This window comes from Paenibacillus herberti (assembly GCF_002233675.1).
In the GTDB taxonomy this organism is placed as follows: domain Bacteria; phylum Bacillota; class Bacilli; order Paenibacillales; family Paenibacillaceae; genus Paenibacillus_O; species Paenibacillus_O herberti.
Genome location: NZ_NMUQ01000001.1, coordinates 2,664,194 through 2,689,028, shown reverse-complemented (window position 1 = coordinate 2,689,028; position 24,835 = coordinate 2,664,194). Strand labels below are relative to the sequence as shown.

At 52.6% G+C, this 24,835-nt stretch carries 25 protein-coding genes and 1 pseudogene; 21 read left to right on the top strand and 5 right to left on the bottom strand.

Translation table 11 applies throughout. The features are described 5' to 3' along the window. Positions 1-83 precede the first annotated feature (83 nt). The 12 genes and pseudogenes from CGZ75_RS12155 to CGZ75_RS25230 all read left to right on the top strand — a co-directional run bounded on the left by CGZ75_RS12155 (position 84) and on the right by CGZ75_RS25230 (position 13,812). Positions 84-923, top strand: a complete 840-nt coding sequence (locus CGZ75_RS12155; protein ID WP_089524398.1) for a hypothetical protein — start codon at positions 84-86, stop codon at positions 921-923. A 28-nt stretch (positions 924-951) separates the two neighbouring features. After that, positions 952-2,109, top strand: coding sequence for an SU10 major capsid protein (locus CGZ75_RS12150; protein ID WP_089524397.1), 1,158 nt, complete (start codon positions 952-954; stop codon positions 2,107-2,109). Between the two features lie 30 nt (positions 2,110-2,139). Beyond that, the gene (locus CGZ75_RS12145) at positions 2,140-2,367 is read left to right on the top strand and encodes a hypothetical protein (protein WP_089524396.1); all 228 of its coding nucleotides are present in this window, start codon (positions 2,140-2,142) and stop codon (positions 2,365-2,367) included. Between the two features lie 56 nt (positions 2,368-2,423). Continuing rightward, positions 2,424-3,002 (top strand): hypothetical protein, encoded by a 579-nt coding sequence (locus tag CGZ75_RS12140; protein ID WP_089524395.1) that lies wholly within the window; start codon positions 2,424-2,426, stop codon positions 3,000-3,002. 4 nt (positions 3,003-3,006) lie between these two features. After that, entirely contained in the window at positions 3,007-4,929 is a 1,923-nt protein-coding gene (locus CGZ75_RS12135) for a hypothetical protein (RefSeq protein ID WP_089524394.1), read from the top strand. Between the two features lie 10 nt (positions 4,930-4,939). Further along, positions 4,940-6,055, top strand: a complete 1,116-nt coding sequence (locus tag CGZ75_RS12130; RefSeq protein ID WP_089524393.1) for a hypothetical protein — start codon at positions 4,940-4,942, stop codon at positions 6,053-6,055. Positions 6,056-6,066: 11 nt separating this feature from the next. Beyond that, the gene (locus tag CGZ75_RS12125; RefSeq protein WP_089524392.1) at positions 6,067-6,417 is read left to right on the top strand and encodes a hypothetical protein; all 351 of its coding nucleotides are present in this window, start codon (positions 6,067-6,069) and stop codon (positions 6,415-6,417) included. Further along, on the top strand, positions 6,418-6,771 hold the full coding sequence (locus CGZ75_RS12120; RefSeq protein WP_089524391.1) for a hypothetical protein: 354 nt from the start codon (positions 6,418-6,420) through the stop codon (positions 6,769-6,771). After that, the gene (locus tag CGZ75_RS12115) at positions 6,772-8,778 is read left to right on the top strand and encodes a hypothetical protein (RefSeq protein ID WP_089524390.1); all 2,007 of its coding nucleotides are present in this window, start codon (positions 6,772-6,774) and stop codon (positions 8,776-8,778) included. 47 nt (positions 8,779-8,825) lie between these two features. Continuing rightward, positions 8,826-9,182, top strand: a pseudogene (locus tag CGZ75_RS12110) (lytic transglycosylase domain-containing protein); the annotation flags it as partial. Between the two features lie 15 nt (positions 9,183-9,197). Continuing rightward, entirely contained in the window at positions 9,198-13,646 is a 4,449-nt protein-coding gene (locus tag CGZ75_RS12105; RefSeq protein ID WP_141136731.1) for an LPD38 domain-containing protein, read from the top strand. Positions 13,647-13,653: 7 nt separating this feature from the next. After that, entirely contained in the window at positions 13,654-13,812 is a 159-nt protein-coding gene (locus CGZ75_RS25230) for a hypothetical protein (RefSeq protein ID WP_176444784.1), read from the top strand. 201 nt (positions 13,813-14,013) lie between these two features. Here CGZ75_RS25230 and CGZ75_RS26475 read toward each other — a convergent pair whose 3' ends face one another. Continuing rightward, on the bottom strand, positions 14,014-14,100 hold the full coding sequence (locus tag CGZ75_RS26475) for a putative holin-like toxin (protein WP_219623315.1): 87 nt from the start codon (positions 14,098-14,100) through the stop codon (positions 14,014-14,016). 119 nt (positions 14,101-14,219) lie between these two features. Here CGZ75_RS26475 and CGZ75_RS25225 point away from each other — a divergent pair, with 119 nt between their 5' ends. From CGZ75_RS25225 to CGZ75_RS12080, 6 genes are all read left to right on the top strand, one after another. Beyond that, positions 14,220-14,378 (top strand): hypothetical protein, encoded by a 159-nt coding sequence (locus CGZ75_RS25225; protein ID WP_176444624.1) that lies wholly within the window; start codon positions 14,220-14,222, stop codon positions 14,376-14,378. Further along, positions 14,371-15,165, top strand: coding sequence for a hypothetical protein (locus CGZ75_RS12100; protein WP_089524387.1), 795 nt, complete (start codon positions 14,371-14,373; stop codon positions 15,163-15,165). Before CGZ75_RS25225 ends, CGZ75_RS12100 begins: the two co-directional genes overlap by 8 nt. Positions 15,166-15,180: 15 nt before the next feature. Further along, entirely contained in the window at positions 15,181-16,077 is an 897-nt protein-coding gene (locus CGZ75_RS12095; RefSeq protein WP_089524386.1) for an N-acetylmuramoyl-L-alanine amidase, read from the top strand. Between the two features lie 86 nt (positions 16,078-16,163). Beyond that, positions 16,164-16,424 (top strand): hypothetical protein, encoded by a 261-nt coding sequence (locus CGZ75_RS12090; RefSeq protein ID WP_089524385.1) that lies wholly within the window; start codon positions 16,164-16,166, stop codon positions 16,422-16,424. Positions 16,425-16,666: 242 nt separating this feature from the next. Further along, the gene (lipA, locus tag CGZ75_RS12085; RefSeq protein WP_089524384.1) at positions 16,667-17,563 is read left to right on the top strand and encodes a lipoyl synthase; all 897 of its coding nucleotides are present in this window, start codon (positions 16,667-16,669) and stop codon (positions 17,561-17,563) included. 31 nt (positions 17,564-17,594) lie between these two features. Then, on the top strand, positions 17,595-18,668 hold the full coding sequence (locus CGZ75_RS12080; protein WP_089524383.1) for a YutD family protein: 1,074 nt from the start codon (positions 17,595-17,597) through the stop codon (positions 18,666-18,668). Between the two features lie 75 nt (positions 18,669-18,743). Here the strand turns inward: CGZ75_RS12080 and CGZ75_RS12075 are convergent, their stop codons facing one another. Together CGZ75_RS12075 and ylbJ are read right to left on the bottom strand one after the other, a co-directional pair. Continuing rightward, positions 18,744-19,565, bottom strand: a complete 822-nt coding sequence (locus CGZ75_RS12075; protein ID WP_089524686.1) for an NAD kinase — start codon at positions 19,563-19,565, stop codon at positions 18,744-18,746. A 122-nt stretch (positions 19,566-19,687) separates the two neighbouring features. Then, a complete protein-coding gene (gene ylbJ / locus CGZ75_RS12070; RefSeq protein ID WP_089524382.1) occupies positions 19,688-20,749 on the bottom strand; it encodes a sporulation integral membrane protein YlbJ in 1,062 nt (353 codons plus the stop codon). Positions 20,750-21,176: 427 nt separating this feature from the next. Between ylbJ and CGZ75_RS12065 the strand changes: the two genes are divergently transcribed. Continuing rightward, on the top strand, positions 21,177-21,572 hold the full coding sequence (locus tag CGZ75_RS12065; RefSeq protein WP_089524381.1) for a globin domain-containing protein: 396 nt from the start codon (positions 21,177-21,179) through the stop codon (positions 21,570-21,572). Positions 21,573-21,597: 25 nt separating this feature from the next. After that, entirely contained in the window at positions 21,598-22,314 is a 717-nt protein-coding gene (locus CGZ75_RS12060) for a DUF2225 domain-containing protein (protein WP_089524380.1), read from the top strand. Positions 22,315-22,423: 109 nt separating this feature from the next. Here CGZ75_RS12060 and CGZ75_RS12055 read toward each other — a convergent pair whose 3' ends face one another. Together CGZ75_RS12055 and CGZ75_RS12050 are read right to left on the bottom strand one after the other, a co-directional pair. Then, positions 22,424-22,657: a hypothetical protein gene (locus CGZ75_RS12055; RefSeq protein ID WP_089524379.1), complete on the bottom strand. Its 234-nt coding sequence runs from the start codon at positions 22,655-22,657 to the stop codon at positions 22,424-22,426. Further along, the gene (locus tag CGZ75_RS12050) at positions 22,654-22,863 is read right to left on the bottom strand and encodes a YycC family protein (protein ID WP_089524378.1); all 210 of its coding nucleotides are present in this window, start codon (positions 22,861-22,863) and stop codon (positions 22,654-22,656) included. Before CGZ75_RS12050 ends, CGZ75_RS12055 begins: the two co-directional genes overlap by 4 nt. Before the next feature lie 168 nt (positions 22,864-23,031). Between CGZ75_RS12050 and CGZ75_RS12045 the strand changes: the two genes are divergently transcribed. Beyond that, a complete protein-coding gene (locus CGZ75_RS12045; protein ID WP_089524377.1) occupies positions 23,032-24,828 on the top strand; it encodes a M3 family oligoendopeptidase in 1,797 nt (598 codons plus the stop codon). Positions 24,829-24,835 lie beyond the last annotated feature (7 nt).

Sequence of the window (24,835 nt, the reverse complement as noted above, 5' to 3'; positions counted from 1 at the left end):
ACTCTGGCGCCCATTAACCACTACGGTGGATCGGCTCCTACGGGAGCCTTTTTATATTCCACAAATTGAGAGGAGCATCACCCATGAGCATTTTCGGCGACGAAGGTACGATAACCGTGAGCGAATCCCCGGACACGACCGGACAAGAAGAGCTGGCGGCCGGACAAATCACCGAAGGCGAAGGCGCTGATCCCGAAGAGCAGGACGACTTTGAGGACGGTGCAGAGCAAGACGAGGATGGCGATGAGGATGATGCGTCCCCGGATGAATCCGGACAAGGCGATGAGCTCATTCTTGGCAAATTCAAAACACCGGAGGACTTGACGAAGGCTTACCAGAACCTCCAGCGGGAATTCACGAAGAGCCGACAACAACCTGCAGCTGCTCCAATTCAACAACAACCTCAAACGCAGCCAGGCGGACAGCCTATGGATCCCAATTCAGTGTTCTGGGATCACTTCCGGGATAACCCGCTTGGGACAATCCAGCAGCTTGTCTCGATGGCGACGCATCAACAAGTGGCGCCTCTGCAGCAAGCACGCGAAGATGAGCAACTGATGCGTAACGTCGAAACGCTGGCCAAGCAGTACCCGAAGGCGACGACTGACGAGGGCATGGGGCAATTGTTTGGGAAAGTGGCCGAGATTGCCAACGAACTCGGCAACCCTGGGCTGATCAAGAATCCATCACCACGCATTCTACGCATGGCGGCCGCCGAGGCTTTCGGCGAATCCGGGGCCAAGGCATACGAGCAAGGCAAGAGAGCAGGCCGCGAGGAGAGTACAGCTTCACGCAGAACCAAGAAAGCCGCGAACCTGCCAAAAGGAAGCGGCAAGAAGCAATCCGAAGGCGAGCTTTCCCCTATCGAGCAGATGAAGGCCAACATCCTCGCTGCTAGTGCAGGCGGAGGCATCTTCGGTTAACCCAACCCAATCAGGAGTGTGATCCCATATGCCACCGCTTGTTACCGGTGTACGCGATACAGCCAATATCGCACAAAGTAAAATTGTAGTAGACATGTCCGATACGATCGGCCTGCTGCAACCTAATGCAGAGCCTTTGATTTCTTTCCTCAAAATTGCCAAACGCAATACAGAGGTTGCCAACAGTCCGAAATTTGAGTGGTTGGAAGATGACTTGCTACCACGTTGGGATGCGATTAACTTGGCTGCTGGTTACATTGCGACTGATACCTCTATGGTCGTAGACAATGGTTCCTACTTCAGCGTCAACGACATCCTCAAGGTACCGCGCACAGGTGAGGTAATGCTGGTCAAGACAGTTAACAGCGGAACCAATACGATTACGGTAGGCCGCGGATATGGCCTTACAGCTGCTGCGGCAATCGTTAACGATGATCCGCTGGTCATCATTGGCAATGTCAATCAAGAGGGATCCGGCACGCGGGAAATCAAGTCGACTCAAGAGGTTAACAAATTCAACTACACGCAGATCTTCAAAACGCCATTTGGTGTGACAAACACCGAAAACGCAACGAAGATGTACGGTGGCAAGGACTTGAGCTATCAGCAAATGAAGGGTGGCGTGCAGCACAAGATCGATATTGCACGCTCCTATATGTTCGGTGAGCGTAAGCTGGACACGTCTGGTGCTAAGCCGATGAGGGCTACGGGTGGTCTGTTGTCCTATCTCAACAAAAATAACTATGACGCCGGAGGCCTGCTAACACAGCCCGAATTTGACAACAACATCTCTGAGGTTGTGTTCAAATACGGATCCAAAGAGAAAATTATGCTCTGTTCTGCTCGCCTGATTTCAGTGATCAATGGCTGGGCTATGGGTAAACTGCAGATCAACCAAACGGCGAAGAGCTTCGGCTTGGAGATCTTCGAATATGTCACGCCATTCGGAAAGTATCAGCTCATAAATTATCAGCACATTCTGGAAGGCGCGGTTTACGGTGGACACGGCGTCATCATTGATCCAGGCAATGTTAAGCACCGCCCACTCGCTGGCCGCGACACAAAGCTGGAGACGAACATCCAAGCCAACGACGCAGATGCTCGGATTGACCAGTACATTACAGAGGCTGGGCTTGAGGTCCGTAATCCGGAGACGCACGCCGTCTTGACAGGTGTTACTAGCTAGTATTTGAGCTAATCGAAGGGAGATAGTCCAATGGCAAGGTTCAACAGTCGATGCGCCAACCAAGTGCTCTGCATGGTTCAAGCGCGTAACAGCATCGTTGATGGTATTATCGTACCGGTTCCGGGCCAGCATATTCGGTTTGAAAACGGGGATTACAGCACAACAGTGAAAAAAGAGGTCGACTTTATTAAAGGCCATCGCTTGTTCGGATCGGCCATCGTCGAGGTAACTGGCACGGAAGCAGTGAACGAAGGTTGAAACCAAGGGCAGGGCATTCGTGCCCTGCCCTTTTTACGTTCGAGGAGGGATGATTCATGACGCTGGACGAGATGATCCAGCAGTGCGCGGGTGACATCGATGAGACGTTAACTAAGTCGGCAGCGGGGACTTATGAGGGTGAGGAGTTGTCTGTCGCATCCAAGATCGTGACGGGGATCAACTATGCCTATCAGCTGATCGCCCGTGAAAAGTACGTGCTGACGGCGGTGGAGCCAGTGGTGCTGAGTGAGAGAGGATCCTTTGATCTCAGCAGCTTAACGATGCCAGCAGTTAAGCTACTGAACGTGTACGCAGATGATGAGGCGGTGGACTGGACGCAGCGCAATCAGTCGACGATCTACTGCCTTGGCTTTGGGGCGACTAATCCGCAGGTGGAGTATGCCTATCTTCCTCCGCGACTTCCTATCAGCAATCTGGCTGCAGTTCCGCTCGTGCCAGAAAATCGAGTAGACCATCTGTTGTTCTGCTACTACGCCAATTTTTACGTGTTGAGTCTGGAGCCGGACAACGAAAGTCGCGAGAAGGCGGCCACGTTCCTCGGTCTGTTCAACTCGGCCTTCGATCAGCTTCAGACGCGAGTCAGCCAGTACATGACCTTCAGCGTAGAGAGGTGATTAGATGGGCATCTCGATAGACCGCCCAGCGGCAACTGCGCCTCCACCCGAGCTGCGGCTCGGTGCAGACTCGCAGGTCATGCTTTCTGGCGGCGTCTCCTATAAGTACGATCCTACGCAGATCCGGGACAACCAAAGCCCGGCTATGCTCAACATGCTGGCCAACGATAACGGCAGCATTCTGAGTAAGAGGGATGGCCAAGCCTACGTCTTCGCTACTTCGCTTGGAGCTGGTCGTGTGAATGGGGCATATGAGCGCCTTTGGATGGGGCAGCGCGTCTTTGCTTGGGGAACAGGGTTGTACCGACAGGGCGGTAGTAGCGCGCCTGTATCTCTTATGAGTGGCTTAGCTAATACGCCAGGTACCTTCTTCGCATTCGGCGGCGGGAAACTCTATTATCTCAACGGCAGCCAGTACGTTGTCATCGACAACAGCTTCGCCGCGGCTAACGTAACGGGCTTCGTGCCAACGTTGACGATTTCGGTTCCACCGAGCGGTGGTGGAACTCCTTATCAACAGGCCAATCTGCTCACGCCAGCATTCAAGGTCAGCTTTAGTTCGGACGGCAAGGCGACCAAGTACTATCTGCCAGTTACAGGGATGGATGCGACGGCCATCACGCTAACAATCAACGGTGCGGCGAAGACGGAGGGAACACATTTTACAGTAGACAGGACGGCATCGCCCTATGCCTTTGTAGATTTCGCCAGTGGCGGTTCTCCTGCCGGAGTGATCCCAACCAGTGCGCCGAACAACGTCATCGTTACTGCCTATAAGACTAATCCCGGCGCAGCAGACCGAATCCGTGGCTGCCGTTATTCGATTGACTACGGCGGTGACAACGACACGCGCGTGTTCCTATGGGGCAATTCAGGTTATCCAAACCGAGCGTTCCGAAGCGGGCTCATGGATCCGACCTACTGGCCGGAGAACGAATATTCGGATGTGGGTAGCAGTTCGGAGCGGCTCATTGCCTGTGCTAAGCATTACGACAAGCTCGTGTACCTCAAGGAGCGCAGCCTGTACTTCACCAGCTACTCCAACCCAGTCACGCAGGGCTTCTGGGGGGCGAGCCAGATCGGTGCATCGTTCCCGCTCTATCCGATCAACGGCGCAATAGGCTGTGACATGCCGGGCAGTGTTCAGATAATTGATAACAACATAGTTTTCTTTAACTCGGAGCTGGGCGGCTTCATTCTGCTGCAGACGAGCCTCAAGGACGAGCGCAACGTACAGCCGATTAGTGGCAATATCAACGGGCAGCCGACGAGGCCGGGGCTCTTGGATCTACCGCGGTCGGACTTGCAGGCGGCAAGCAGCGTCGACTTCGATGGCCGTTACTGGCTCTGCGTCGGCTCGACCGTCTTCGTCTGGGACTACCGGCTCGGTCCCTTCGGGAGCAGCGGTAATGTGGCAGCTGACGAGGAACGGCTCCCATGGTTCCCGCTCAGCGGTATCGACGCGGCATGCTGGACCCAAAGCGACCGTGAGCTCTACTACGGTAGCCGCGGGGCGGGGCGGCTTGTCAGCTTCACGGCCAACCAAAATGACTTCGGTCAGCCGATCAAGGCGTATTGGCTGACCAAGCGCTTCAGCTTCGGCTTACCGGACTGGCTTAAGACGGTGAAGAAGGTCTGGTTCACGAGCAAGGCTGGGGGCTATAGCACGGTAAGCATTCGGTACATCAGCGAGCGGGGTGAGAAGGTCGACGAGGAAGAAGTAAACGTCAACTCATTCCGTTGGGATCTGGCTGCCTGGGATATTTGGACGTGGAGCGTGAACGAGTATCCACCGCCGGAACGCCTTCGGCCGCGAACGAAGAAGGTCGTTTACTTCCAGATGGAGTTTGCGAACGCGTCTCTGAACGAGAATCTCTCCCTGATGAGTTTGATTATCCAGTATCTAATTGTGAAAAAAGTCAAATAGGAGGTGCAGCGTGCCTTTTCAATTTAATCCACCAGACGGATTTCGGAATACGGTGACATTCCCGCAGAAGCCGGCCAACGAAACGGCCTTTCGGGACCAGATGATGCAACCGCTAGATCAGATGCGGGATTATATCAACGGATCAGATCCTTTGCCCCAATATTCTATTTCAAATCGAAGCAAACAAGCATTTATTAACGGAGGCTTTGATATCTGGCAGCGAGGCAGCTCTTTTTCAGGACGCAACATATACACGGCTGATCGATGGATTGTAACTGATGACGGAGGCTCAGCTTCTTATGCCGTTTCTAGATTGCCTTTTCCTTCAGGAGAGATGTTGGGTGGTCTGAATCCAAACTATTATTTATCAATGAATGTAACATCACTATCAACAGGAGCAGTCACGTTAGGCCAAAGAATTGAAGACGTCAGAACATTTGCAGGTCAAAAAGTCACCTTGAGTATGTATGCTCGCTGTGCGAATTATAACAGCACGATTGACGTGGCAGCTTTTCAAATTTTCGGTAGCGCAGGCTCACCATCACCAGGGGTATCAGTCAATTCTGCAATAACGTTAACAACTACTTTCCAGCCCATATCCATAACTCTAAACATTCCAACCATTACGGGAAAGACTATAACAGATAATAGCTGCTTGTATTTCCAAATTCTTAGGCTCGGAAGCACTGCAAAAACGGGGACTTACGAGTTTGCTAACGTCCAGCTAAATGTCGGGGAGTGGGCTTTTCCTTTTGCTTCAAGATCGATTGGGGAAGAGTTGGATTTATGCCAGCGCTATTACGAGAAAAGCTACGATTTAAATACAAAAGCAGGAACGACGACTCATACGGGGTCCAATCTAACGTCTAGTTTTGACGGAACCAACACAGGTACAACCGTTAATTCAATTAGTTTTAAAACGCCAAAGCGCATCGCGCCGACTGTGAAGATATATGGCATCACGGGCATGGAAACGGCAATCTATGACGGAATTGGGGATCGTACTGTAGTTAATGGTAGTATTGCAGTTTCTATAGGGGAAAGAGGATTTGTGCAAGATTATGTTCTGAATGGTCCACAAACCCCAAAGCGGTACTGTCATTGGACTGCTGATGCAGAGCTATGAGGAGGATTTGAATGAACGATTACCAATGGTACATTCGAGCCAACGTTGATGGACTTGTCGTGTTGGGATATACAACGGGCTTTGAGCAACCACAGCCAGGAGACATCCCAGTCTCCGGGCAGTCCGGCAGGCACTTCAACATTCCGTTGACTAACGAACGCGGTCAACCAATTTACAAAATCGTGAACAGCAATATGGTCATGCGCTCGCAGGTTGAGCTTGATGAAGAATGGAGCGCACGACTAGTTCCAAAGACGCCGGACCAGCTCCGTATCGAACAGCTAGAGCAGCAGTTGGCACAACAGTCTGCTGACCAGACGGCATTCATGGAATTTATCTTGGATAGCATGGGGGGACGGTAGATGGCGGTTTATGCGTTCCTAACAGGAAACTACGCTCGCGACATTTTCTTGTACGGAAATCGGGCTTTTCCAAACATTCGAGTGGAATACGTGCAACCGGTAAAGCAGTACGCTGCTGCAACATACAGTTACGACCAAGTGGATAACGCAAAGGCTAAAGGCTGGGTTACGGAGCAGGAACATGCAGCGACAGAGGCGTTAATGCCTCCTCGTCCAGTACAACCAGAGCCGGAACCTACTCCGGATCCTCCAGTGGAGCCCGGACCGCCGGTGGTGATTCCTACTGATCCAGCGACACCGCCGGTAGAGCCTACGCCGGATCCGGTGCAACCTCCAGAGGAAGGAGCGGTTTAGATGGCTGGTATTGATTTGGCCAAGTTACGTGCAGCACAAGAAAAGGCAGCAGCTGCAGGTAGCGAGAAGGCACAACAAGCTCTGCAATCACAGGCAAACGGTGGTAATGCGCTAGGTGGCAGCTTCACGCTGCAGAACCCAATTGTCAACAAACCGAGCGGCGGTAACTATACCACTTATGGCAGCAGTGCGCCTACACCTGCACCGTCTCCTGTCCCCTCGACGAATTACGTACAACAGGGAACTAACGTCACTGGTAGCGCTGGCTCAGGAAAACTGCTCAACGACATCCTGTATGCAAAGGATCAGTATGATGTAGGTAATAAAAATTGGGCGTCTAGTACAGCTCAAGGGTTATATGCTCAACTTGATCCAAGTCTCGCCAAGCAGATCCAAGGCATGAATGCAGGGCAACTGCGAACATACTTGGCTGGACAAAACAACAGCACACCTACACCGTCGCAACCATCTGGTGGAGCGACGTTTACTCCTTCTCCCAACTACCCGATGCAAGGTGGGCAAAGTGGCATGCCGCAGTCATCTCCAAATAGCGGCGGTTACCAACCATCTTATACTGGGCCGGATATGAATGGCATGAAGAATGAGTTAAACGCGCTCTACGATAACCGCTTAGCTTCGGAGCAACAGAAACTTCGAGATGCACTGGCAACGGCACTACAAGGTTACAACTCGCAAGAGACGCAAGCCAAGCAATCAGCCTATGACAATCGGAATGCATCTGACGTGGTCTCTATGCAGGGCCAGCAGTCGATGCAGGAGCAAATGGCTAATGCCGGGCTTACAGGAGATGGGCAAAATCTTACGCTCGCAGCATCCCAAGCGGCAAGTCGGCAGGGGGCGCTCACGGATATTAACCGACAGGAATCGAACGCCCTTCAAAATATCAGTGAGCAGCGCTCACAGTTACAGAACAACGCAGCGAAGAACGAGCTCGCTCTGCAGCAAGGAGTCAACTCGGATAAAGCGGCGGCACTCTATGATCTGCTCAAGTACGGCGATGGCCGGGCTTTTGAAATGGACCAGGTCAACTACGGCCGCTATCGGGATGACATCAATCAGCAGTTTGCAGAGGATCAGTTTGATTGGAACAAGCTGATGCAGGAGGCTGGTTTAACAGGCCAGTACAACGGTCAGTCAACAATGGCAGGTAAGCAGCAGAACCTCGAAGCGGCTTTAGCCTATTCAAATTTAACGGGGCAGGTTTTGGGACCGCAGTCGGATTGGAGCGGGCTACTCCGTCAGGCTTCGAGCGGTAATGCACCATTGAGCCTCGCGGGCCAGCAATCTCAGCTCCAGAATCGACAAGCCAACTTTGATGCTGCTCTTGGAGTGGCTGGTCTTACAGGCAATATTGTAAACCCACAGTCGGATTGGACGGGTCTATTCCGTCAGGCTGCTGCTGGCGGTAAGGGAAAGACGATGGAGGCATTGCAGCTTGCGTTTAATCAAGCGATGTCCCAGCAGCAGTACAATCGTGGTATTTATCAAGATGACCGTGATTATGGTAGAGGCGTGCTGGAATCCGATCGTTCATATCAGCTGCAGCAAGGAAGTCAAGGCCAGCAAAATAGTAATAACTCTTTCAACCGCCTCGTTGACATCTGGAAACTTACTGGTCAAGCTCCAGCAGGACTTGAATCCTTCGGAGTACAATCGGGTACCCCATACAGCGATGGTAAGGCCGCGGAGATCCGTACAGTCAACCCTAATCAAATCAAAGACTTGGCACAATCCTTTCAGTATGAGGGCAAAGACGGCACGGGTAAGGCGTATAGGTATACACCGCCGAAAACCAATGCTGGTGCGAGATACAACGTTTGGGTGGACACGGTTACCTCAATGCAGTCTCAGGGATACGATGACGGCAGCATTGCGCAGGTGCTTCGCTACATGGGTATTACCTCAGATGAAGAAACAGCCTTCATGAAACAGAACCAAGGTGGAGGCAGAATCACGACACCGGATCAGCCAAATATGGGAAAGTAGGTGCTGGTGTAGAGGCGCCGAACCAATACGCCAGCCTATTCGATTCGGCACAAAGTAAATACGGTCTACCATCCGGAATCCTAGAATCCGTGGCCAAGACGGAGTCAGGATTTAACCCCAACGCTAAAAATAAGAAGAGTGGTGCAGCAGGGATGATGCAATTTATGCCAGCAACCGCACGCGGCTATGGCATCGATCCTTATGACCCAACCCAAGCAGTGGATGCTGCAGGTAAAATGCTCTCAGGCCTAGCAGCTAAGTATGATGGGGACTGGCAAAAGGCGCTCGCCGGTTACAACTGGGGCGGAGGTAATGTAGACAAGGCCGTCCGTAAATACGGAGACAACTGGCTTGCACATGCTCCAACAGAGACTAAGAACTACATCAGGAAAATCTTAGGCTAAAGCCTGGAAAGGAGAATGATGATGGCCAGCAAGTATGCGGGAGTGAAGCCCCTTAATGGATCGACGGAGAGCAGCTCATCTGGCAACGGAAGAACGTCTCGTTATTCCGGAGTGAAGGCTGTTTACGCGGACACATCTCCAGCGCCGCTAAGAACGCCGGAAGAAAAGGCTATTGGGAATCAGGTCTATGCAATGACCAACCCCTGGACGATCCAAAAGAATCTTGATTATATGGCAACTCCGAAGGCTGCGGCATCCTCGCCGGAGCCTTTTGAATTCGATCCAATCAAGCGAGGAGCTGCTGTTTTCGGCCAGTCACAGGAACGGAAGACACTGCCAGGCATGATTAAGGTTCCAGAGGTGCACTACGAGACCAACACAAGCAGGGGACAACAATTCCTTGAGGATCTGAAGGACTTTCCCATTTATCGAGCCGGCGAGGTCTTCCAAGAAGGAAATTACAACTCATCAGTTCCGTGGGGGAAACCCCGGTACGATGCGACGACAGGCAATGAGGAATTCGATAAGTTTTTACGTGGGCTTGGGGGCGGTATGTCGGAGCTGACGCGTGGCTTAATGGCTGGTGGTCCGGCTATGGGGGCAGGTGCTATTGCGAGTCAGGTAGAGCGTGCTGCAGCAACCAAATTGCCCGGATTCGCATCGAGGATCCTTGGCGGAGCGGCAGAAGGTGCGGCGACCAACGTTGCAACCGGTATGGCCATGAACAAAACTGATGGCGGTGAGATCGCTAATCTAGCTGTTACAGGCGCTCTGCTCGGCGGTGGCCTCAGTGGGGCTGTTGAAGGATTGGCACAGATTCCTCGGGCCATTCGGAACGTGCAGCAAGCTCCTCTGCGTAAGGAAATAGAATCGTTCATTGAGAGAACGAATGCTCCTACTCCTCCGGATAGCTTCCCGGTACCATCTTCTGCGCGCATTGAGCGGAACATCAGCGGGCAGGCGACGGCTGATCAAGGCGTGGAGTTGGCAGGCAATCTGAACCGGTATGATAAGCTGCAGCAACAGTACGGACAGGCGGTTGATGATCAATACCAATACCTCAAAAAGTCGATGACGGAGCGCGGCGGTGTGAGGCAGGGCGGTCTTGTTCAGAACGCCGATGGGGAAGTCACAGGGCGTTTCGGCAGACAGTCGGAGAACCCACGGTGGTACCGTGATTTTTTCGCAGAGAACGGCCGGAAGCCTACGAATAAGGACTTGCAACAGCTCGCTGTGAAGCAGGTAAATGAGGGCTTTGCTGACGATATGGGCGATGTACCGCCTTGGCGCCCGAAGGACATCGAGGATATTGATGACGAGCTGGCATCGATCCGTGCGGTGGCTCCAACAATTGAAGATACAACTGAGCGGGCAGCGGTGCAGCAGGTAGCTGACTCTCTACAGACAAGCCGAAATCAGATCAAGCGGCAACTTCCGGAAGGATCGCAGGCGCGAATCGCGCTTCCGGGGAGCCCCACGGTAACAACACCGTCACCGACTGTAACAGGTACCGGCAAAACAATTTCCCGCGTGCAGGTCGTAGCGAGCTACCGAAAAAATCTTGGAGTAACAATTGATACTGGGCGTATGGGTGTTTCCCGGAAGAAGGTTCTCGGCCTTTATAAGGTTCGTCCGGAAGTCATCCGAACCGGTTATGCCGAAGATCTGGACACCATGGCACATGAGGTTGGCCATCACTTCGACAAAAAGTTCAACCTGAAGCAGAATCGTCAGCTTGAGCAGGAGCTGCTGAACATGATGGATCAGGTCGCCGTCCATGATTATAAGCAGTATCCGCGCAGTGAGTGGTTCGATGAAGGAATCGCAGAATTCTTCCGCGTTTACCTTGCCGATCCGGCACAGGCGAAGCAGTTGGCTCCTCAATTCGGAGCTTTCCTCAACTCCACGATGCCTGCAAAGATGCAGCGCGGTCTGGTGCGCGTTCAGCGTGACATGCAGACGTGGCTACAGCAGGGCGACTACGAGCAGGCAAAGGGCCTGATCGAGATGGGCGGAGGCCAGAAGCAACGGCGCTGGAACTGGAGCAACTTCTACACGCAGGCGTTTGATGACCTAAATCCGCTTCGGTTGGCAGAGCTCGCGCTGACCGGCAAAGTCGAACAAGGAGCTAAGTCGCTTTACAAGCTGGCTCGGCTCAGTCGCGGCATCCCTGAACGCGCCAAGATGGCCGTAACTCGCGGTGTCTTCGACGAGAAAGGAAACCAATTGAGCGATGGCATGGCCAACATCGTCCGGCCGTTAGAGGAAATCGGGATGCGCGAGCATGACTTCGCGACCTACCTTAGCGTGAAGCACGCTTTTGACTTGCGCCGGCTTGGTAAGGAGACACCCTTCACTCCAAACCAGATGATGGAGGTTATGAATCGCTGGGACAGCAATCCGATCGTGCAGAAGGCTCATCAGCAGATTATGGAGTATAACAATGCTCTCCTAAGCATCTTACAGGACGCTGGTGTTGTTTCCGGGCAGGCGGTTCAGGAGATGAAGCGGCTTTATCCTAACTACGTGCCCTTCATGCGCTACTTCGATGACGATGGCGTGGCTGGTTTTAAGAACGGAGGCTATGGCGCGTCGAAGGCGTTCGCCAACATCACGACCCCGATCCGGAAGATGAGTGAGGAGGGAAGTCAGCGGAGCATTATCAATCCGTTTGAGTCCATGATCAAGAATACCTTTCTCGTCATGAACTCGGCGGCGAAGAATAAGGTCGGCCAGCGTCTTGCAGCTCTAGCGGATGTGGAAGGCGCTGGTGCATGGGTTGAACGGGTACCGGGCCAGAAATCTGGTAAGGAACATATTATCGACGTATATGAGGACGGCAAGAAGGTCGCGTACAAGGTTCGTAACCCAGACCTCTACAACGCAATGCTCTCGCTGGACGACGAATCGACGAATAGCCTCCTGCGTTTCCTCGGTGGAGCTGCAGGGATGCTGCGGGCTGGTGCTACTCTCACACCGGAGTTCATCATTCGGAATGCCTTTAGGGACGTAGTAGGAGCCATGATCAATAGTAGTAAGTACGGCTTCAACCCGATCGACTTTTTCAAGGGGCTTGGCCATGTGGTCGGTAAGACAGACGTATACGAGAAGTTTGTGAACTCCGGAGGCGCGATGGGTACAATGATGTCGCTCGACCGTGACGCCAGCCGGGAGGCAATGGAGGCGGTGTTTAGGCAGAGCCTGCGTGACAAGACTATGAAGGTCGTCACCTCTCCGGCTGAGTTGGCCAAGCATCTCAGCGGATACAAGTTGTTGAAAGGCACAGTCGGAGTGTTGCGCCAAGGCGCAGAGGTCTCCGAGCTTGCTACAAAGGTGGGAGCTTTCAACAAAACGTTGAAGAAGACTGGCGACATTGAGGAAGCTGCTTATACGGCAAAGGACCTGATGGACTTTAATCGTGCCGGTAGCGCTATTCGTTCGGCAAACCGTTCAATCGCGTTCCTCAATGCCTCACTGCAGGGTACAGACAAGATGCTTCGGGCGTTGGCCGAGAATCCAGCCTCCTTCTTAGTGCGTGCTTTTACTACGCTTGTTCTTCCTGCGGCGGCGATCTACGCATGGAACCGGACGCAGCTCAGCCCAGAGGAGCGAGCGACATTCGATAATATTCCACAAAACCAGAAGGACAATTTCTTCGTCATCGGCATTCCAGGGACAGACGAGTTCGTCCGAATCCCAAAACCGTTTGAGGCCGGTATGCTGTTTGCTACCAGTACGGAGCGATTCCTCGGCTGGCTGGAAACCGACGATCCGGAAGCCTTCGATGGTTACGCCAAGACGATGCTGAAATCCTTCACTCCGCCGGTACTGTTCACGGCTCTGACGCCACTGCTCGAGGCGGTCACGAATTACTCTTTCTTCCGAGGTTCTCCTGTTGTCCCAATGGGCGAGCAGCGCTTTGAGAAGAAGGATCAGTACGGAGTCTATACGAGTGAGCTGTCCAAAGAGATCGGCTCATTCATGGCGCAGATCGGCGTAGGGGGAACGAATCTTGCCAGCCCGCGGATCATCGACAACACAATCAGCGGATACGGCGCCGGTCTTGCCAACTACGGCGTTGACATGATCGATACAGGCATTAATGCAGCGCGCGGCGGGAGGGAAGTTCCGCTTCCAGCCAAGAAGCCGACTGAGCAGCCTATTGCCCGTTCCTTCTTCGTGAGCACGTCTGGCGGTGGCCAGGTCCGGGAGGATTTCTATAAAGAGTGGGACAAGGCCAGCAAAAAGAAGGCATCTGCTGATTTTAACGAAGTAGAGATGAAGCCCAAGGATCTACAGAAATACAATCAGATGAAGCCCTATCAGAAGGAGATCGCTAGGCTGCAGAAGCAGTATAAGGAGACCCTCACATCGAAGGATGTTCCATCTGGGAACAAACGCAGCGCACTGGACGAGCTGGATGCTAAAATGAACGCAGCAGCTAAAAAAGCGCTTGGGAAGTAGGTGGAGCATGAGCCAGAAGGCGGGCAATACGCTGATTATCATCGGGATTATTCTGCTAAACCTGATCTTGATGACGAGCGGCGGCCGTAGCGGGGATTACTATGAATCTCAAGTGGAAGCTGATGTATCATTTTATGAATCTCATTTTTCTAATGTTGAAAATTAAGATTCAGATTTGAATATTCATATTCGGATTCGGTATACTTCACGCGAATTTTGGGTATAATTGAATAAAGCCCCGTGTATCAAATAAACGAAAAGAGGAAGCGCGCCAACGCTCCCTCTCCGTACAGCCTTTTTGTAGGTGGAACCCTCCAACTGAATTTAGAGCAGAGAGTAACCCGTCAGGCGTCCAACCTGTGGCGGGTTACTTTCTTTTGTCGATGTAGGTCAGGAGAGCCAGCAGAAAGCTGCCGAAGGCAAACATGGCCATGATCGCTTGGAAAGTTTCCATAGGCGTCCCTCCTTTCCGGAGGGCGCCACCACAAGCTGTGCTGTACCGGATAATTATACCAACTCTATGAGTCTCCGTATACGGGGGCTCTTTTATTTTGCCCGAAAAGAGGGAGTCGGATGATAGAGATGGATGAGTCGGAAATGCTAGAGTCCGATTTCGACGACAACGGCCTACGAATGGTCGGATCGCTACTAGGTCCATGGGTGGCGCAATGGCTGCTTCTTCCCGGTTCTGTACCGGTTCAGCTCCCGGAGAAGATTGAACGGCATGTATGACCTTATCTTAGAGCTGACGCACACGGTTTGGAAGAATGGCCTCTCACTGAGCGCACTCGGGACGGCCGTCTATGTGCTGCTAAAGCAGCGCAAGGTCAAGCGGGCGCTACGGCGTGTGGTTCCGTGGCTGCTCGAAGATGAGAGTGAAGTTAAAGCCTATGTGGCGAACCAGCTCATCATTATGGAAAATCAGCGGCGTACGATGGCCGCGCTTGGAGTTGATCCATTATGTCCGGAGGATGCAAATATTTCGAAGACGTCGAGAAACTTTCGGCGCGCTCTCAAAACGTTCTGTATTTCGTTCTTGGCGGCACGATCGCGTGCCCTCGATGTAGTCGGCCTGGAAACGTTGTTTACCATAAGCTCACCTATAAAGAAGCGGAGGAAAATGAACATGATAAAAAAATGGTTTAGAGCAGATTCTCTTACGGTGATTGGAGCGGCAGCTGCTGCAGGAGCAACACGTTTATTTGGTGTTGAAATCGACCTGACGAACCTGGCAGCAGCAACACTAGTACTGCTCGGCTACTTCAAGGCCAACGAGTATGTGACCGTGGTACGTGGTGCCAACGGTCTGCCGATTGGCTTCAAAGCGAATAGCCGGAAGTTCATCTTTACTTTGGTTGCTTTCGGCCTGATCATCGCGGACGAGCTGTTCAAACTCCAACTGGGCAACGAGCTGATCTTCACACTGACAGCAGCCGTCACAGGCTACAACCTGGTTGAAGGCAAAAAGGATGCAAAAGAAGCGGAGCAAGAAGCAAGCGATGCTCGTCAAACTTTCTAGGAAAGGGGCTTTCCAATGATCGATATGAAATGGATGGGGGACCGGGTGCCGAACCATGGTCCTCGCTCATATAAAGGACGGGCATATATACCGATCGTCATCGTCAACCATATTAGTATTGGCACGATGACCAGTATGGATGCGTGGTTTAGAAACCCGAAGGCTCAGGCTTCCTCTCACTTCGGAAACAGCAGAGCCGGCAAGATCCATCAATACGTAAACCTAAAGCGGGCAGCCTGGACGCAGGGGCTGGTTCCAGAGGCGATCCCAAGGGCGAAAGCTTCAGTGGTGCAGAATATGGGCGTGAACCCGAATCTTTACTGCATCAGCATCGAGAATGAGGGTTATGCAGGCAACGGCGCAGACGGCACGCTCACTGAAGAACAGTTCTGGAGTCTCTGCTGGCTGCACAAATACATTCAGCAGGAAGTGGAACGGGAGTGGGGCCACCACATCCGGTTTGGTCCGGACACGGTGCTGGGCCATTACCAGATTGATCCGGTGCGGAAACCGTTTTGTCCCGGCCAGAACTTTCCGTGGGTACGCTTGTATGCGGAGCTGGCCATTGCGGAGAGCATACCGACATTAGAGCTCTATGAGGAGCGTGTCGCATACCAGCTCAGCCAGACAAGCCAATACGCAGCGGCCTTTGCCATCGCAGGCAGAGTACGGGACTTAGCCGAACGGCTATCGGATAAAAAATGGGGAGCAGCGGCTGAAACGAAATTGCTATATCTGGAGCCGATCATGCCTCAGCTTGCCTACGGAGACGGACAAGTAACAGCAGCAGGCATTGCGTCTCGGGTGCTGCAGTTGTCCCAGACGGCAATGGGATCCGGTAAATGGCAGGAAGAGGCCGTGAGGAAGTTACTACTTCTCGAACCAATAATGAAGGAACAAGGCTTGCTCTGATTTCTCGGAGCAAGCCTTTTTTTATTGAGCGTTCGTATATTGTTCGCATATAATGGGGGCATAACGAACAAGGGGGAACGAGCGAGATGGAACGCCGTCTGGATGATATTGAACGTAAAGTGTTGCGGATATTGGTCAACCAATCCAAGCTTTCATCGCAAGTACTTTCCATTGATAAACTCTGCCGTTATACTGGTAAGCGAGAAGGACGTCTCCAGCACATCCTCACTGTATTGGAGCAGGAAGAATTCATTCAGGTCACGAGTTGGCTGCCTTTCCGTTACCGTGTACTTAGAGAATGGGAAGCGCCGCGCTATGGCTGGGAAATCATAAAAGGTCACAACTGATTGAAAGGTCACGGTCAAAGTCACGGATTATCCGTTATTTTGCGAAAATGACCGAAACACATACATGAAAAAAGCTTCTAAAAGGCCGTTTTTATGCGATTTAGAGAAGTGCTGCGGAAGCGCTCGAAGTCGCTAAATACATCCGAAACATGCTATAATAGATGACAGCTTTAAGCCTGAGCATTTGCCCTTATATCTGAAGCAGCATGCAATGGACCGATCTACAGAAAGCAGGGGATTCCATGAGCACGAGAGCGCCTAAACCCAAGGCACCGAAGCCGGAATGGCTCAAGATTAAATTAACGACAGACGGCAATTATGCCGAGCTCAAAGATATGATGCGCTCCAAAACACTTCATACCGTATGCGAGGAAGCGCGTTGTCCAAATATTTACGAATGCTGGGCAAACCGCACCGCTACATTCATGATTCTTGGTGATATTTGTACCCGCGCTTGTCGCTTCTGTGCCGTCAAGACGGGTCTGCCGACCGAGCTCGACTTGCAGGAACCGGATCGCGTCGCAGAAGCGGCCGAGCAAATGGGCTTGAAACACTGCGTAGTTACATCGGTAGCACGGGATGATCTCAAGGATGGCGGAGCTTCTATTTTCGCTGCCACAATTAAAGCGATCCGCGCACGGCTTCCTTTATGCAGCGTTGAAGTGCTTATTCCTGACTTTTTGGGTAACAGAGATGCGCTTCAGGTTGTAATGGATGCCAAACCAGACATTCTCAACCACAACATTGAGACGGTTGAACGCATGTCTGATCGTGTCCGTGCCAAGGCGAAGTACAAACGTTCGCTAGAACTGCTGCGACAGGCGAAGGAAATGAATCCGTCGATTCCGACAAAGTCCAGCATTATGCTTGGCGTCGGAGAAGAGTACGATGAGGTCATCGCGGCGATGGACGACCTACGTGCTATTGACTGCGATATTTTGACGCTGGGACAGTATCTTCAACCGTCCGCGAACCACTTGGCGGTAGCACGTTACGTGCACCCGGACGAATTCAAACAGCTGAAGGTCGAAGGCCTCGCCCGCGGCTTCAGTCATGTAGAATCCGCACCATTGGTACGCAGTTCGTACCACGCGCATGAACAGGTCAAATCTGCAGCAGGAGCGGCATCCGGAGTTTAACCTGCCGCTTGGGCCGTTAGGAGGGCTACTGGTGATTTTTATCGGAACCAGAAAGTACGAGCTTATCCACGAACATAAAACCGCTTGGAACGCTGAGGTGTTCCGGGATCGCTATAGTGATGTGCTGGATCGTTATGATTATATTTTGGGCGATTGGGGTTATAACCAACTGCGGCTCAAGGGTTTTTATCGTGATGGCCATCTCAAGGCGACCCGTGATACGGGCTTTGCAAGCATCATGGAATACATTAATGAGTACTGCAACTTCGGCTGTGCTTACTTCATCATGGAAATGAAGGAGCTGGCATCGATGGATGCTGACGCTCCTCCAGAGGAGCCAGGCGAGGGCGATATTGTCATCGAGCCGGGCGTAAGAAGATTTGAGGAGGACAGCTACAGCCGTCCTCCTGCGGTTGACCGCCGGCGCGGAGCGGAAGCCCGCTCTGGCGGCGCTAAGCGTGGCGCAGCGGAAGGCGCGGAGGGTGAGCGCCGCGCTGGCGATGAGCTGGCCGCGGAGGCGCAACCGGGCGCAGCTGGCGAGCGCCGGGCGCAGCAAGGCGGCGGCCGCCGCGAGGGAAGCGGCGGCAAGCGCCAGGGCGCCGCGCAGCAGAGCGGCGGAGCCAAGCGCCGCGAGCAAGCGTCCGGCGGCGACGCGAAGCGCGGCGGCGAGCGTCCGGCGGCGCAGGCGCCTGGCGCTGAGCGCCGGGAGCGGCGCGAGCGTCGCGAGCAGAGCGGCGGCGCTGTAGCGGAGCGTGCGCGCGAGCAAGCGCCGAGCGAGCCGGGCGCGAGCGCTGAGCGCGGCGGCGGTAGCGCGCCAGCGCCAGCCGTGCGCGAGCAAGCTGGCGCTGGCGCGGACACGCGCAGCGAGCGGCGCGAGCATAGCTCGGGCGGCCGCAGAGGTGGCTCGCAGCGCCGCAGCGGCGGTAACCGCCGCGAAGGCGCGCCTGAGCAAGGCCAAGCTGGCGAAGGCAACAATGCCAGCCAAGGCGAAGCACGCTCAAGCAACGGCCAGGAGCCGCGCCAACAAGGCCGGCGCAAGCCGCATAATCCTGGCGGAGGTGGAGGCAACACACCACCCGAATCAACGCCGACAGGCAATCAATAAACATGGACGAGCCCCTATTTCGGATGTTACCGAAAATAGGGGCTCGTCTTCTTTTACCATATAGATGGGATATACCTAGCTGCGGGCTCCGGGCCCGTTATCGCAGTCATTCATATCGATGAATGCATCGCGGACGCGATTCCAGAAGGGGAACGGCCGATAGCGCGCAAAAGTAACCTTGGAGTCGGCGACGCTGCAGCGAATAGAACGGATATCCGATCTTTGAATGCTCAGATGGTCGATTGTCAGCAGCAACCTCTGATCCTTCTTGGAAATCAGATCGCAGTGATGATGCTGCGGCAAAATGACCGAGGTTCCGAGGGTGCGGTATACCCGATTATTGATCGAAGCGATTTCGGCTAGCTGCAGGGAAGCCATTGATGGGTGAATGACGGCGCCATTCAAGCTCTTGTTGTAGGCTGTGCTGCCAGTCGGAGTCGAAATTACCATGCCATCGCCCCGGAATGTCTCGAACGGTTCATCATTGATATTAACCTGTACAACGAGCGTACCATCGACACCTTTAAGTGTAAATTCGTTGAGGGCCAAATAACCGGTGATTCCTTCCGGTGTATCAAGCTCGATTTGGGCGAGTGGGTAATGAACTAGCTTGGGCTCGTTCTCCGCCATCATCCGCACGAGTTCCTCTAGCTCATTGGCCTTCCAGTCTGCATAAAAGCCGAGATGCCCCGTATGCACACCTACAAACGCGATTTCGTTGATTCGTTCCAAATAAGTATGAAAGGCATGAAGCAAAGTGCCGTCCCCGCCAATGGAAATGACTGTATCGGGCTTTTTGTCGTTGCGGATAAATCCGCGATCAGCCGCCAGTCGGTGAAATTGTTCCGTCAGCTCATTGGAAAAACGGTCACCTCTGCTCAGTACCACATAGTTCAACAACGGGGATACTCCTTCCGATTCAACCAGGATACCCTGATGATAGCGGAAATTAAAAACGAACACAATGTGCGAGACCAACTTAACCTGTTTCATTTCACGACGGTGGCTGACTAAATATATTATGCAGGACCAAGCCAGCCCCATAGGATGTAAACGAGCGCAGCTGCCAGCAGGCCATGCAGGAAGCGGGCGATTAGAAATGGCCTATAACGCATGCCGGTATGGCTGAGCAGGCTTGCGATCTGGGCATGCACCGACAGCCCGGCCCAACTGAGCACCCATGCGGCAAGAGCTGTTTGATGCACCAGTGGAGCCCCAGTTTCAGCAGCTGACTTGGCGCCAAGAGTTACCTCGAACAGCCCGTTTACAATCGCTGTAGCTGAGGTGGGGGAGCCTCCGAAAGTTTGGAAAACTAACCCGAGAGCTTGCTCGAGCAAATTCAGTAAGGTTGCTTGCCGAAGCAGCTCCATCATTACGGAGAAAAGCACGACAAGACCTCCGACTACGATCATCAGTTTTAAGCCGGATTGGATGGCTTCCTTGATCAAAACGCTGAAAGGCCTGCCGTCAAGCTGCCTGGCAACATGCATCGCTTTTAAGGCAGCGGATAATCCGCGCTGAGGACGGGCTTTGGAAGTTGATCTTGCGTCCGACGTCGATTCTTCACGGCCATGGAATCGCATCAACAGTCCGATGAGAAGACTGCCGCCATAATGGGCTGCCGCCAGCACAGGGGCAATTGCTGCCTGATGGAAGAAGCCGACGGAAACGGCGCCGATCAGAAAAATAGGATCAGAGCTGGTCGTAATCGCGACGAGCCGTTCCCCTTCTACTTTATTTATCAGCCTTTGGTCCCAGAGCTGCGAGGTCAGCCTCGCACCGACCGGATAGCCGGATAAATAGCCCATTGCCAAGACGAATCCGCCACTGCCGGGAATACGGAAGACAGGTCGCATAAATGGATCCAATAGCTTGCCTGCAAAATGAACAATACCAAGTCCAAGCATAAGTTCGGAGAGAACAAAAAAAGGAAACAGTGCCGGGAAAAGAACTTCCCACCAGATGGAAAGCCCTTTTAGTGAAGATTCCAGCACTGGCGCCGGAAAGCAGGCCATTAGAAGCATAAGCAGCACAGCGATGAGAGCGGTTAAAGTGGATGGATGCAAAAGAGTCCGAAGCATTTTACAATGCTCTCCTTCCTGAAGGCTCCGAAGTTTGTCCTTAAAACAGACTATGAGACAGGCCAGGAAATCAGAATGGATATGAGTTTTCAGAAAAATCAAAACAATTTAAAAATTTTAGAAAACGCTTGCAAAAAGGGGTGGCATTCCTCAAGCTTTATGGTACAATAGCATTACTCTAAAGGCTTGGAGTGATGAGAATGAGTGTTGTCGCAGGCATTCTGGTATGCGCTTTTGTGTATGTGATTCGCGAGTCCCTCATGGCTCCTGGAGAAGAAGATTACGAAAGCTGAGCTCCTACCTTTACCATACCTCCGAATGCCCGCCATGCGGGCATTTTTTTCGTGTTTGTTTAGATATTTCGAACTATTTGGGTAGGACTATAATCATGGATCTTTAGAACTAATAATTGGAGAGTGTTTAACCGATGAATAAACAAAACAGTCCTTATGAGCTTATGGGAGGGGCTGCGACAGTTGAGCGTCTTGTGCATGCCTTTTACCCGCGCGTTGTGAAAAATGAGCTTCTGGCCCCATTGTTTCAAAGGGACATTGGCCCAGTTATGGAAAAACAGATTCAATTTCTGAGCCAGTTTTTCGGAGGCCCTCCGCTATTCTCTGAACAGCATGGACATCCCATGATGAGAGCGCGCCATCTCCCTTTCCGTATTACAAAGGATCATGCTGCCGCATGGCTGGCATGTATGGACGAAGCTGCGCAAGAAATCGGTATGCCGGAGGACCTCCGAACATTTGTCATAGACCGCCTTTCCGGTCCGGCCTATCATTTCGTTAACACAGAGCTTGACGGCCGGGAGGAATAGAGCTTTTTAGGGAGATGATTCGCAGATGGAGCCGCTTTATGAGACAGAGATCACCTGCCCTTACTGCGATATGTCGTTTTTAACCTCGCGTGTGCGTTCTAGCTTCAAGCGAGCCAAAGCTGTCGATTCAGATTTTTGCGGCTATTATAAAGCAGAAGTTAATCCCGATTTTTATGTCGTTCGAGTATGTCCTCAATGCGGATTCTCTACAACGGAGAATAGCGCTCAGTCGCTCCGGCCAGATCAGAAGCAAACTTATTTCCGGCTGATCGGCACGACCTGGAAACCGCGTCACTACGCTGGTTCGCGGACGAGGGAGCAAGCGCTCGAATGTTACAAGCTGGCGCTCATGAGCGCGCAAGCGATCGGGGATAAGGAGAGGCTGATTGCTGGCATGCTTCATCATCTAGCCTGGCTTTACCGATATGGTCGGGAAGAAACACAGGAAAGACGTTTTCTCAGGCATGCTTTAGATGCCTATCAATCCGTTTTTGAGAATGAGCATGTGGACAATGATGCCAAGCTGATGTATTTGATTGGGGAGCTTCACAGACGATTGGATGAGCCTAGAGAAGCCGTTCGATGGTTTTCGCGTGTCGTCCAGGACAGATCCATTATTGATACCGCGATGATTCAGGCGAGCCGTCGGCAGTGGCAGCTCATTCGGGAGCAAGCTCAGGAAGTTCCGGAATGGATGATGGACTCGGAGGGAAATGGTTCGGCGCACCTTAATCTTTACTAAGGCTGTTCGGCTGCATGGATATTGAATTTAGAATAAATGAAGAGGGTGTACGTGAGCAGATGAGCTGCTTCGCGTACACCCTCTTATTGTTAATCAGTCATGCAACTACTTAAAGATTGCGCACCTGCGTATCCATCAGCAGATAATCGCGGTCTGCGTCAATTATGGTAACTCGGCTATGGCAGCAAGGAAATACGAGCAGCTTCTTGGCGCCGTCCGCAATATCCTTCAGCTCGGTCGGCTTCAGCGGGAGAAGCACATGTTCTCTCTTGCAGAAGGGGCAGGAGGAATACACATCCTTCATTTCCACATCGTACGGCCATGCTCTGTCAAAAGGAATCATAATTGCTCATCCGGCTTGTCTTTAGAATCTGAGTCAGTTGAGTCAGTTGACTCAGGCTCCATCGTCTCGGATTGGACACGAGCCAACTCGGCCATCTTCTGCAAAAGAATATGGCGAGGCATGTGCATAAGGTGCTCAAGTGGAACCTTCAGCTCTTTCGCGAGCATGACCGCCGTTTCGGCGGATATTTGAAGCGGTCTAGACATGATGGAATACCTCCTTGCCAATTGGCAGCAGTCCGGGTTTAGTGGCGGACAGGCTGCGGCACAGGCTATAATGGTAGCATACAACGGCCGGACACGCTATGCAATTTATAACATTGCTTAAGCGCTTACAACGCGCGAGGCCCGGTTGAGAGGAGAAGATGAGATACGATGTCAACGTCCGCTTACCCACTTAATTGGAATTTGGATGTTTTTTACCCTGGCGGCTCTGTGTCTCCAGAATTGAAAGCCGAGCTGGAAGGGTTGAAGAAGGATATAGCCCTGCTCGGGAAAGAAGTGATTGCTGCCTCGGGGTCCGAAGGTGTTCCTGGAGCGCGTTCGGAGCAGATGGATCGCTGGACCGAGACCGCTCAATCGATTGCTGCGCGTCTAGGCCAAGCCGACAGCTTCGTCGGCTGTTTGCTGGCCCAGAACGTTCACGATAGCGCTGCGGCTGCACTGAACGGCCAGGTACAGTCTCTGGTTGCGGATTATACGATTGTTATGACTCGTTTTGATGACCTCATCAGCCGCACGCCTGACTCGATTTGGGATGGCTGGGTACAGAGCTCGCCGGTTCGCTTTTATCTGAATGAGCGCCGTCAAAATGTTCGCGAGAAGATGAGCCCGGAGTTGGAAGCCTTTGCGGCTGATTTGGCAGTTGATGGCTATCATGGCTGGGGCAACCTTTACAATACAATCGTCTCGCGCGCTAAGTTCCGAGCCAAGGATAAGGAGGGCAAGGAGCAAATTCTTTCTGCCGGCCAAATGTTTAATCGACTGACGGATGCGGATCGCAGCGTGCGCGCCGAGGCTTTCAGCGAATGGGAAAGAGAGTGGTCGGAGCATGCCCAGTTATGTGCGGACGCTCTCAATCATATCGCTGGCTTCCGTTTGAAGTTGTATGACCGTAGAGGCTGGGACAATGTGCTCAAAGAGCCGCTCAAGATGAATCGGATGAGCCAGGCTACGCTTGATGCCATGTGGTCTGCGATCAATGAGGGCAAAAAGGACTTGGTCCGCTATTTTGAGCGCAAGGCGAAGCTGCTTGGCGTAGAAAAGCTGGACTGGCATGACATTACGGCGCCGCTTGGCACCAGCACAAAAAAGATCAGCTACGATGAAGCATGTGCCTCAATCAAAGAACAGTTCGCGGGTTTTGATCCCAAGCTGGCCCAGTTTGCCGAAATGGCTTTCAAGGATGGCTGGGTCGAGGTCGAAGATCGTCCAGGCAAGCGCCCCGGAGGTTTTTGCGCCTCGTTCCCGGTGAGTGCTCAGACAAGAATTTTCATGACCTATTCCGGAACCGTGGACAATGTCAGCACATTGGCGCATGAGCTTGGTCATTCTTACCATGCGTATGTGATGGAAGATTTGCCGACTTTCTCGAAACAATATGCAATGAACGTGGCTGAGACCGCCTCGACGTTCGCCGAAATGATCGTTGCAGAATCCCAGTTAGAGCAAGCGGACACCAAAGAGGAGAAAATTGCCCTTCTGGAGCTGAAAATTCAAAACGCCGTCGCCTTCTACATGAATATTCATGCGCGTTTACTGTTTGAACTGAGCTTTTATGAGGAGCGTCGCGCTGGGGAAGTATCCGTTGAGCGTCTTAACGAGCTAATGACGGCTGCACAACGTGAGGCTTACAGCGGCGTTCTTGGCGAAGTCCACCCTCATTTCTGGGCAGCCAAACTGCATTTCTTCTTCACCGATACACCGTTCTACAACTTCCCTTACACGTTCGGCTACCTGTTCAGTGCTGGTCTTTATGCTCGCGCCAAGGAGAGCGGCCCGGCTTTCGCGGAGCAATATGTTAGCCTTCTTCGCGATACAGGGAGCATGACGGTGGAGGAGCTGGCTCTCAAGCACTTGGGAATCAACCTGCAGCAGGATGCTTTCTGGAGCAGTGCAGTCGCTCTAAGCAGCGATGATATCTCTAAATTCCTTGAGCTTACTGAAGAGTAATTTAAGA